Source organism: Thauera phenylacetica B4P, from assembly GCF_000310225.1.
Lineage (GTDB): Bacteria > Pseudomonadota > Gammaproteobacteria > Burkholderiales > Rhodocyclaceae > Thauera > Thauera phenylacetica.
Map to the genome: position 1 here is coordinate 1 of NZ_AMXF01000396.1, position 2,168 is coordinate 2,168.

Sequence of the window (2,168 nt, forward strand, 5' to 3'; positions counted from 1 at the left end):
CGGTCGCCGGATGCTGGCTCGAGGGCAGCGCGCGGTGGCTGCCGGGTGCGAAGCGGGTCGGGCGGGTGTGGCCGGTCGTTTCCTGCTGCGACCGGGCGCCGTGCTGCGCGAGGACGCGGCGCTGGTGGCGGTCGTAGGCGTAGCGCCACACGCCGGTCTCGGCCGGCGCCTCGCCGTCGTCCCGCCACTCCACGCTGGCGACGAGCTGGTTGCGAAGGTCGTAGGCCTGGCTGCGGCGTGTCGAGGGTTGCGGACCGTCGGGTTCGTGGCGGCGTTCGTGCAGCAGGTTGCCTTCGGGATCCCAGAGGTAGCGGTAGTCGAGCAGGGGGGTGTCGGCGGTTGCGGCGGTCTCCTGCGGCGGCTTCGCACCCTCGGTGGCTTCGCGACCTGCCGCTTCGGCGGGCTCGGCTGCGTTCGCCTCGGTGCCCGCCCCCGCGGCGTGCGCCGCGGAGATGCCGAAGATCCGCTCGATGCGCGTGGCCAGCGGCTGGCCGGGTTCGATCGGCAGCAGCGCGCGCGCATTGCGGACCGGGGTGTCGCGCGCGTCGGCGCGCAGATGAACGACGCGGACCAGGGTGCCGGCGCGGGTGCGCTCGTGCACCGTACGCACGCCGTTGCCGGCCTGGAAGGCGCGTAGCCCGAAGAGGTCGCGCTCGAACGCGCTGGCGATGGTCTGCTCGCGCGCCAGCCCGCGCAGCCAGGGCGTCGCCACCGGCTGGCGCTTCAGCGCGACGACCTGGCCCTGGCCGTTGCGCTCGTAGCGCAGGCGGCTGCCGTCGGGCAGTTGGGTGGCGACCAGGCGCCCCGCGGCGTCGTGCTCGTAGCGGGTGACGACGGTGAGCTCGCCGCCGTCGCGCTTCAGGCTCACGATGCGCGCGCTGCGCCAGCCGCGCGGGTCGTATTCGTAGCGTTCGCGCCCGTTCGGATGCGCCACTTCCATCAGGCGGGGGCCGTCGTAGCGCCAGCGCGTGGTCTCGGCGGCGCCGCTGCGTCCGTCGGTGATCTGCTGTGCGAGGATGCGGCCGCGCGGGTCCCAGGTGTAGCGCGCGCGGTGGCCGAGGGCGTCGCCCATGGCGACGAGGCGGCCGGCGGCGTCGAAGCTGCGCCAGCGCGTCCCGGCGTCGGGGCTGCGTTCGAGGACCGCTCGTCCGAAGTCGTCATGAACGATGCGCGGGTGCGCGGGGGCCGTGCCTCGTGCTGCCGTGGCGTCGCCGTCGATGTGGCGCGCGGCCTGCAGCAAATCTCGCCCGTGACTGTCCACGAGCCCGACGAGCCGGCCGGCGGCGTCGTAGTGCAGGCTGCGCCGAAAGCCGGTGTCGTCGCCGATGTCGACCAGGCGTCCGTGCTCGTCGTAGCGTTTGCTGCGGCGAAGCAGCCGGCTGGCGCTGCGCGTCGCGGCCTCGATGACGCGGCTCTCGGGATCGTAGGCCCAGGTGTGCAGGATGCCGAGCGCGTCGGCGTGCCACTGCAGGCGGCCGGCGGCATCGAAGGCGCGCAGCCAGCGCGGACGCAGGCTCTCTTCATCTTCGCCGGAGCGCAGCGCGACGAGATGGCCGAGGGCGTCGTATGCGGCGGCGTGGATGCGTTCGGGGGCTTCGCCCGGAGCGCCGCTGCGCCACTCGATCAGCTGCCCGGCGGCGTCGTGGCGCAGGCGGGTCTCGCGGCCTTCGGCATCGCGCACCCGCAGCGGCAGGCCGGTGGTCGGGTCGGAGTCGATCTCGCTGCGCCGGCCGCCGGGACCTTCCAGGGCCCGGATGAAGCTGCCACGCGCGTCCCAGTGCAGCCGGACGAGGTCGCTGTCGCGCGGGCTGGCGTCCGGGCCGTCGGGGAGTGGGCCGTCGAGGAGTGGGCTGTCGGGGAGTGGGCTGTCGGGGAGTGGGCCGTCGAGCTCGGCGAGCACGCTGCGGCCGTTGATCGTGGTGTAGCGCCAGGTGAGGCGGCGTTCGATCGGCACGGGATTCGGCCGGCCCTCGGCGTCGATCGGGCTGAAGCCGGCTTCGCGCAGCTCGACGGGCTGTCCCGCCGCGTTGTAGCGCAGCTCGACGCGGTGTTCGCGGCCGGGGACGACGCTGGCACGGAGGATTGCGCGCGGCGACGTCGGCGCGGCGGGCTCGGCAGGCTCGGCGCCTGCGCCGGGGCCTGCGGGCTTCGTGTCGGCGAGCGCGCTT

At 74.8% G+C, this 2,168-nt stretch carries 1 pseudogene; it reads right to left on the minus strand.

The window, feature by feature from the left end:
• Window positions 1–2,168: pseudogene (locus tag C667_RS22395) on the minus strand (RHS repeat-associated core domain-containing protein); the annotation flags it as partial.